The organism is Corynebacterium tuberculostearicum, from assembly GCF_022347385.1.
GTDB classification, from domain to species: domain Bacteria; phylum Actinomycetota; class Actinomycetes; order Mycobacteriales; family Mycobacteriaceae; genus Corynebacterium; species Corynebacterium tuberculostearicum_M.
In genome coordinates this window covers 19,126-27,441 of the sequence record NZ_JAKRDT010000022.1, presented here as the reverse complement: position 1 = coordinate 27,441, position 8,316 = coordinate 19,126, and the positions used below count along the sequence as shown (strand labels likewise).

The window sequence follows — 8,316 nt, the reverse complement described above, 5'->3', positions numbered from 1 at the left end:
TTGCCTTTGAGGAGTTGACCTCTGTCGAGGTTGATAAGAATGGCAAGGAGACTCCGGATGCTACTTCGGAGAAGCCGAACCACATCGCTGAGCACAAGGACATCAACGATAAGGATCAGACTGTGACCTCTGAGGGTTCTGAGAAGACCCCGAAGATTTCCACTAATGCTGACTTTGAGGGTGACCTGCGTGAGGTTGTTGCTGGTGCCAAGGTTGTTGATGAGGTTTCCTATGAGGGTCTGGTTCCGGGTAAGGAATACACCCTGAAGGCTGAGCTGATTAGCAAGGAGGACGGCAAGTCTGTTCTGGGTACCGGTGAGAAGACCTTCAAGCCAGAGGCCTCCAACGGCAAGGTTGAGGTTGAGATCACTGTTAATGATGATGTGACTGAGCCGGTTGAGGCTGCGGTTGCCTTTGAGGAGTTGACCTCTGTCGAGGTTGATAAGAATGGCAAGGAGACTCCGGATGCTACTTCGGAGAAGCCGAACCACATCGCTGAGCACAAGGACATCAACGATAAGGATCAGACTGTGACCTCTGACGAGGTCGATGATCCGGACAACCCAGGCGGTTCCTCGAATGGTTCCTCCAAGGGCAAGATTCCGTGGTGGCTCATCCTGATTCCGGGCATCGGCTTGGGTAAGATCATCAAGGATCGCCACGACCACAACGACCACGGCAGCCACAACGGTGGCCACGGTGACAACACCGGCAACCACAATGGCGGCAATGGTCACGAGGGCAAGGGCCAGGATGCTCCTCAGGGCGGCAATGGTCACGAGGGCAAGGGCCAGGATGCTCCTCAGGGCGGCAATGGTCACGAGGGCAAGGGCCAGGATGCTCCTCAGGGCGGCAACTCTGACAATGGACACGGCCGCGATGCCGGACGCCAGGGTCAGCAACCTGAAGAGACTGGTAACGCACTGCCATCCAACGCTGACCGCGTTGAGATTAAGTCCGTACCGTCCGGCGCAACCGAGCTTGAGTCGGGTATGCAGGATTACATCAAGTAATCCCTAAGTGTCGGTGAGGTGGCCCACGGGCCGCCCCACCGGGGCCGAGACTTAAACACCAAAAATCCCCTCCAGGGTGTGATTGCACACGCTGGAGGGGATTTGCATATAACCTGCACAGGGTAGACAAATCGAGGAAGTGGAGGAAGCTAGCTATGGGAATGCACAGGGAACCAGAGCAGCCGGAGGACAACGGCGCTTCGCAGTACCCGGCGAGTGGGGAAGAAGGGGGCGTCGGCAAGCAGGGCATGGGTCGTGGCAAGCTGATTGCTATTATCGCGGCCATAGTCGTCGTCGCACTGGTGTTGTTGCAGGTAGTGCTGTATTTGGCGGGCGATGATGAGGATGAGGCCGGCTCGGCACCGGAGACGGTGGCCAGCGAGAGCGCACAGGATTCTGCACCGAAGTCCGATGCTTTCGTGGATGATTCAGGCCAGCAGGAGCACGAGTACGAGGCCGCCCCTGGTGAGTTCAAGGGCTTTGAGGGCATGTCGGTAGGCATCGACGGCGAGTACGCGGCTGTAGACCCCGTACAGGTCACGGACCAGGGCGTGCTGCTGCCGCCACACGACGTCACCCGCGTGGGCTGGTACTCCGCCTCCGCTGTGCCGGGTGAGCCCGGCAATGTGGGCTCGAGCGTGATTACCGGCCACATTAACTACCAGGGCCAAGGCACCGGCTATGCGGAGAAGTTCACCAAGCTAAAGAAGGACCAGGAATTTACCGTGGTCATCGACGGCCAAGAGCGCACCTTCCGCGTGACCGAGGCGCCGTACCGCCTGCCCAAGGGTTCCGGTTTCCCGGACGTGGTCAACGATAAGGAAGGCGAGAACCGCCTGGTTCTTATTACCTGCGGCGGCCAGTTCGTTGGCGGCGCGCTGGGGTATGAGGACAACATCATTACCGTAGCGGAGCCGGTAGGCGAGCCAGAGCAGCCCGCCGAGCAACCGGCGGGGGAGGCCCCGGCTGAAGCCCCAGCCGAGGCACCGGCTGAGGCCCCTGCAGCCTAGGCAGAAATGTTTCAGGCGCCCTGTGGAATTGCCCACAGGGCGCCTTTGCTTATGCGCGGCACCTGGCATGTGGGTAGTGGGGTTGGGGCCTAAATATGAAATAATTTAAGGCAGTAACCGCCGCTGCCTGCGGCTTAGAAGGAGCATTTTCATGGATAATCCAGGCGAGATCGCCGGTCATATTGGCACGCCGCTGACCAGCAATGCCACCAAGGTATTGCTGTTGGGCTCGGGCGAGCTGGGCAAGCAGCTGGCCATGTCCTTCCAAAACCTGGGCTTGGAGGTCCACGCGGTGGACTCGTATGCGGGCGCGCCGGCGCACCAGGTGGCGCAGTATAGCTACGTCGCCGATATCAAGGACGCCGGGCGCATCCTGCAGCTGGCTCAAGAGATTCAGCCGCATTTTGTGGTTCCAGAGGTAGAAACCGTTGCGGTAGAAGCGCTGGAGGAGATGGAGGCGCATAGCGACGCCATCGTGGTCCCCTCCGCCCGCGCCTGCGCCATGACGCAGGACCGCCAGTGCGTGCGCGAGGTGGCGGAGAATATCGGGCTGCCGGTTTCCGCGTATCGCTTTGCTAGCTCCGTGGAGGAGCTGGAAGAAGCGGTAGGGGAGCTGGGCTTTCCGTGCATCATTAAGCCGGACGTGTCCACCTCCGGCAAGGGACACATGATTGCTCGCGATGAAGAGGATGTGCGCACCGCGTGGGAGACCGTGCGGCGCGTGTCCTCGGATTCGCAGCGCGTGGTGGCCGAGCGCTTTGTGGACTTTGACCTCGAGGTCACCCTGCTGGCCATCCGTTCCATCGATCCGGCGACGGGCAAGTTGGCCACGTGGTTTAGCGAGCCTATCGGCCACCGCCATGAGCGCGGCGACCTCGTGGAGGAGTGGCAGCCTACCGGCATGAGCGAGATTGCGCTGGAAAACGCGCGCTCGGTGGCCGCGCGCATCTCTAATGAGTTGGGCGGGCGCGGCGTGTACTGCGTGGAGCTCTTCGTTGCGGGCGATGACGTGTACTTTTCTTCCGTGTCCCCGCGGCCCTCGGATACGGCGATGCTGACCTGCTATACGCAGCGTTTTTCCGTCTTTGACCTGCATGCGCGCGCGATTTTGGGCTACCCCATCGACGCCACCCTGGTCACTCCGGGTGCCAGCGTGGTCATCCACGCGGATGAGGAGCTGAATGAGGTGGCCTATACCGGCATCGCCGCGGCCCTCAACTACGCAGAGACGGACGTGAAGCTCTTTGGCAAGCCCGGGGCCTACAAGGGCCGTCGCATGGGCTTGGTGTCTGCCACCGCGGAAAGCGCGGAGGAGGCGCGCGACCGCGCAGCACTAGCCGCGCACAAGATCGAGGTGACCTCCACGCCGGGCCTTTTGGCCCAGGGCGGTGCGCGCGGCATCCAGCCGGAGGCGGATAACGTCCCCGATATCGAGGTCGTGGAGTACGAGGGCGGCGTGGAGCTCGACCCAAAGCTTGCCTCCGGCGTGGACGACGCCGACTAGGGCGCGGGGCGCAGCATCGGCTGGTGGGGGACTCCCTCGTCGTCGAATAGCTCGCCTACCGGAGTAAAGCCAAAGCTGGCGTAATAGTCCACGAGGCCGGCCTGCGCCTCCAGGTAAAGCGGCTGGCCTGGGTGCATGCGCTCGCCTAGGTCGACGGCCGCCTGGAAGAGTTCGCGGCCGAGGCCCGTGCCGCGCGCGGCGGGCGCGAGCGCGAAGCGGCCGATCTGGGCGCCGGTGGTGGCGTCGGCAAGCGTGGCGTCAGTAGGCGCGGCTGGAAAGACGCGGGCCGTGCCCAGCAACTCGTGGGTGTCCGCGTCCCAGGCCAGCAGGTGCACGGTCTGGGGATCGGCGTCGGTGGCGTCAATCTCGGCGTACGGGCAGCGCTGCTCGTGCACAAAGACGTCCACCCGCAGCTTGTAGAGCTGGTGGACGTCCAAGGCCGCCAGCTGCCCCAGGGGCGCGGCGGTAATGGTGTGCGGCACGGGTTAGGCCTGTGGGCCGGCGTGCTTGACCATCTCGTCCCACTCGACGATCTTGATGCGCTCGCGGCCGTGCGGCTCGCCAGCAGCGCGCTCGGCGGCATCCAGGCGGTGCCAGCCTTCCCAGGTGGTCACGGCGATATCGCGGGAAGCCAGGAAGTCCAGGATATCCTGCGGATCGCGCTTGGTGGCCGGCTCCAAGTCGCCTGCCTTGTAATCGGCGATGAGCATGGTGGTGGTGTCCTTGGCATCGGACTTGGTATTGCCAATCAGGCCCACCGGACCGCGCTTAATCCAGCCGGTGGTGTAGAGGCCGGGGAGCTTTTCGCCGTCGACATTGGCCAGCACGTGGCCGCCGTCGTTAGGCATGGTGGCCTGGGTCTCGTCGAAAGGTACGCCGTCGACGGACTGCGGGTGGTAGCCCACTGCGCGGTAGACCGCCTGCACCGGCCACTCGGTGAACTTGCCAGTACCGGTTACAGTGCCATCGCCGTTGAGCTCGGTGCGTTCGGTCTTAATGGCGGTGACGTGGCCGTCCTCGCCCAATACTTCTACTGGGGACTCGAAGAAGTGGATGTAGAGCTTGTGCGGGGCATCGCCTGGCTCGCGCATGGCGTAGGACTCCAGCGTCTGGCACACCAGGTCGGTGGATTTGGCGGCGCGGCGTGCCTCTTCAGAGGCGGCGTCATACTCGATGTCCTCGGGGTTGACGATGACCTCGATGGTCGGGGATTCGTCTAGCTCCTTGAGCTCCTTCGGCGTGTACTTAGCCTGTGCTGGGCCGCGGCGGCCGAAGACGTGGACCTCCTTGGCGCGGTTTTTCTTCAGTGCTGCGTAGACGTTATCCGGGATTTCGGTAACCAGCAGCTCGTCGGCGGTCTTGGCCAGGATACGGGAGACGTCGAGGGAGACATTGCCCACACCGACGACGGCGACGGACTCTGCGGAGAGATCCCAATCGCGTTCGAAGTTGGGGTTGCCGTCATAAAAGCCCACGAATTCGCCGGCGCCATGGTTGCCCTTGAGATCCTCGCCCGGGATGCCCATGCGCTTATCGGCGGTGGCACCGGTGGCGAAGATGATGGCGTCATAATACTCGCGCATCTCCTCGACGGTGATGTCCTTGCCCACCTCGATATTGCCCAGGAAGCGGATCTCTTCCTTTTCCATAACGTTGTGCAGGGACTGCACGATGCCCTTAATACGCGGGTGATCCGGTGCCACGCCGTAGCGGATCAAACCGAACGGCGTCGGCATCTTTTCAAAAAGATCGATCTGCACATCGAGGTCGGATTTCACTAGAAGGTCAGAGGCGTAAATGCCTGCCGGGCCGGAGCCGACCACGGCGACGCGCACTGGGGTAGTCATGTGCTTAGGGTGTCCTTTCTTTCGTTGTGCTGCATATTCTACGCGGTCACTATGCGATAAAAACCACAGCATTACTAACCCCAGTTTAGGGAGGTCACGATGGGGCATAGGAGGGGGTAAATCGCGTACAGTGGAGTAGTCACCGCGCGCTGATAACTGTGATGACTGACATGAAGTTATGAGGCGCGTTAATTGTGTTCAAGTGACCGTGAATGAAAGGTAAGTTGCATGTCTGCATCGCATTCCGCAGTTATTAGCGCTATCGGCCGTGGCTTCGATGGCCTCGATGTGCCCGCCCTGGCTCAAGACCTGGGCGCGGAGCTCATCCGCCTCGAAGACTTCGATGCCACCGTCGCCGCCGTCCTGGCTGAGGCTCCCGCCGCTGAGAACATCGTGGCGCAGGGCACCGGCGATATCGCCTTCGATGCTGAAGTAGCTGCCGCCCTTGGCCTGCCGCTGGCCATCATTTCCGGCGCCCCGCAGCGCACCGGCGAGCTTGCCCAGCACAATGCGGAATCCCTGGGGGCTACCGTCGCTGGCATCTTCACCGACCTGGAAGCGGTTCCGGGCGCACTTGCTGCGCTTGGCGACGTCTCCCCGGTCATGTCCGCAGACCTCTTCCAGAAGCAGCTCATTGACCAGGCCCGCGCCGCCGGTTCCCACATCGTCCTGCCAGAGGGCGACGATGACCGCATCCTCGAGGCCGCCCACGTGGTACTGCGCGATAAGGTTGCCAAGCTGACCATCCTGGGCAACGAGGCCGATATCAAGGCCCGCGCCGAAGAGCTGAAGCTCGACCTGGCTGGTGCCGAGATCATCAACCACCTCGAGTCCCCGCTGGCAGAGGAATTCGCCGCCGACTTTGCCGAGCTGCGCAAGAAGAAGGGCGTAACCCTCGAGCAGGCTCGCGAGACGATGAAGGATATTTCCTACTTCGCCACCATGATGGTGCACAAGGGCTTGGCCGATGGCATGGTCTCCGGCGCTGCTCACACCACCGCCCACACCATCAAGCCTTCCTTCCAGATCATTAAGACCAAGCCGAACGCTTCCGTGGTCTCCTCCATCTTCCTGATGGTCATGCGTGGCCGCCTGTGGGCCTTCGGTGACTGCGCCGTCAACCCGAACCCCACTGCCGAGCAGCTGGGCGAAATCGCCATCGTTTCCGCACAGACCGCCTCCCAGTTCGGCATCGACCCACGCGTGGCCATGCTGTCCTACTCCTCCGGCACTTCCGGCTCCGGCCCGGACGTTGACCGTGCAGTGGCCGCCGTCGAAGCCGCCAAGAAGCTGGATTCTTCCGTCAAGGTGGATGGTCCGCTGCAGTTCGACGCCGCCTGCGACCCAGGCGTTGCGGCTAAGAAGATGCCGAATTCTGACGTTGCCGGTCAGGCCAACGTCTTCGTCTTCCCGGACTTGGAGGCCGGCAATATCGGCTACAAGACGGCACAGCGCACCGGCGGCGCGCTCGCCGTGGGCCCGATCCTGCAGGGCCTGAACAAGCCGGTAAACGACCTGTCGCGTGGCGCGACCGTTCCGGACATCATCAACACCGTTGCAATCACCGCTATTCAGGCTGGAGAGAAATAAATGTCATACGTTCTGGTCCTTAACTCAGGTTCTTCCTCCGTTAAATTCCAGCTGGTCGATCCCGAGTCCAGCGCCACGGATACCCCGCTGGTCTCTGGCCTAGTCGAGCAGGTTGGCGAGCCCCTCGGTGCCGTCACCGTCAAGACCGGTGGCGAGAAGTACAAGGAAGAGCTGGAAATCCCTACTCACTCCTTCGGCCTTGAGCGCGCTTTTGCCATCATGAGCGAGCACAACGTTGGCCCGACCGACGTGGATGTTATCGCCGTTGGTCACCGTGTTGTTCACGGCGGCCGCCTCTTCTCCGAGCCGCAGCTCATCGTGGACCAGATTGAGTCCATGATTGAGGACCTCATCCCGCTGGCCCCGCTGCACAACCCGGCCAACCTGGACGGCATCCGCGTGGCCCGCAAGATGCTGCCGGATATTCCGCACGTTGCCGTCTTCGATACCGCGTTCTTCAACACCCTGCCGCCGGCAGCGGCGCTGTATGCCATCAACAATGAGGTGGCATCCAAGTACGATATCCGTCGCTACGGCTTCCACGGCACCTCTCACGAGTTCGTCTCCCAGCAGGTACCGGGCCTTTTGGGCCGCGACCCGATGCACACCCACCAGATCACCCTCCACCTGGGCAATGGTGCGTCCGCTGCAGCCATCCGCAATGGCCGCGCCATCGATACCTCGATGGGCCTGACCCCGCTGGCTGGTCTGGCTATGGGTACCCGTTCCGGTGACATTGACCCGGGCATCATCTTCCACCTCGTCCGCCAGGCGGGCATGAGCGTGGATGAGATTGATAACCTGCTCAACAAGCAGTCCGGTGTCAAGGGCATCTCTGGCGTTAACGACTTCCGTACGCTGCGCGAGCGCATCGATAACGAGGACCAGGACGCTTGGCTGGCTTATAACATCTACATCCACCAGCTGCGCCGCTTCATCGGTTCCTACATGATTGCCCTGGGCCGCGTGGACGCCATCACCTTTACCGCCGGTGTGGGCGAGAACGATACCGAGGTTCGCCAGGACTCCCTGTACAACCTGGATATGTACGGCATCCACTTTGATAAGGAGCGCAACCTGGTCCGTTCCGACCGGCCGCGCATGATCTCCACCGAGGATTCCCCGGTTAAGGTCTTTGTCGTTCCGACCAACGAGGAGCTGGCTATCGCTCAGAAGTCCGCCGAAATCGCCGCAATGGCGCGTGAGGCTGGCCTCTACAAGTAAAGGCTCTTACATCCAGTTAGAAGCTGGAATGTGAACGAGAGGCGTGCGATCCATAAGGGATCGCGCGCCTCTTTTTTATCTCTGAACCTAGTACAGCAAGCGTTTCGTTTATTTTGTTTATTCTGTAG

Annotated in this window: 7 protein-coding genes; 5 read left to right on the top strand and 2 right to left on the bottom strand. The window is 61.7% G+C overall.

From position 1 onward, the window contains the following. The 3 genes from MHK00_RS10665 to purT form a co-directional block, all read left to right on the top strand. A partial coding sequence (locus MHK00_RS10665; RefSeq protein ID WP_250411756.1) for a VaFE repeat-containing surface-anchored protein occupies positions 1-1,013 on the top strand: 1,013 nt, incomplete at its 5' end. Positions 1,014-1,168: 155 nt separating this feature from the next. Further along, positions 1,169-2,023, top strand: coding sequence for a class F sortase (locus MHK00_RS10660; protein ID WP_250411755.1), 855 nt, complete (start codon positions 1,169-1,171; stop codon positions 2,021-2,023). Between the two features lie 151 nt (positions 2,024-2,174). After that, positions 2,175-3,527 (top strand): formate-dependent phosphoribosylglycinamide formyltransferase, encoded by a 1,353-nt coding sequence (gene purT, locus MHK00_RS10655; RefSeq protein ID WP_250411753.1) that lies wholly within the window; start codon positions 2,175-2,177, stop codon positions 3,525-3,527. On the opposite strand, the gene MHK00_RS10650 is transcribed toward purT, so the two are convergent. Beyond that, the gene (locus MHK00_RS10650; protein ID WP_250411751.1) at positions 3,524-4,009 is read right to left on the bottom strand and encodes a GNAT family N-acetyltransferase; all 486 of its coding nucleotides are present in this window, start codon (positions 4,007-4,009) and stop codon (positions 3,524-3,526) included. The genes purT and MHK00_RS10650 overlap by 4 nt on opposite strands. A 3-nt stretch (positions 4,010-4,012) precedes the next feature. Beyond that, the gene (locus MHK00_RS10645; protein WP_250411749.1) at positions 4,013-5,374 is read right to left on the bottom strand and encodes an FAD-dependent oxidoreductase; all 1,362 of its coding nucleotides are present in this window, start codon (positions 5,372-5,374) and stop codon (positions 4,013-4,015) included. A gap of 228 nt (positions 5,375-5,602) precedes the next feature. Here MHK00_RS10645 and pta point away from each other — a divergent pair, with 228 nt between their 5' ends. Continuing rightward, positions 5,603-6,964, top strand: a complete 1,362-nt coding sequence (pta, locus tag MHK00_RS10640) for a phosphate acetyltransferase (RefSeq protein WP_250411747.1) — start codon at positions 5,603-5,605, stop codon at positions 6,962-6,964. Continuing rightward, complete coding sequence (locus MHK00_RS10635) at positions 6,965-8,188, top strand: acetate kinase (protein ID WP_250411745.1); 1,224 nt, start codon at positions 6,965-6,967, stop codon at positions 8,186-8,188. It begins immediately after the preceding gene. Positions 8,189-8,316 lie beyond the last annotated feature (128 nt).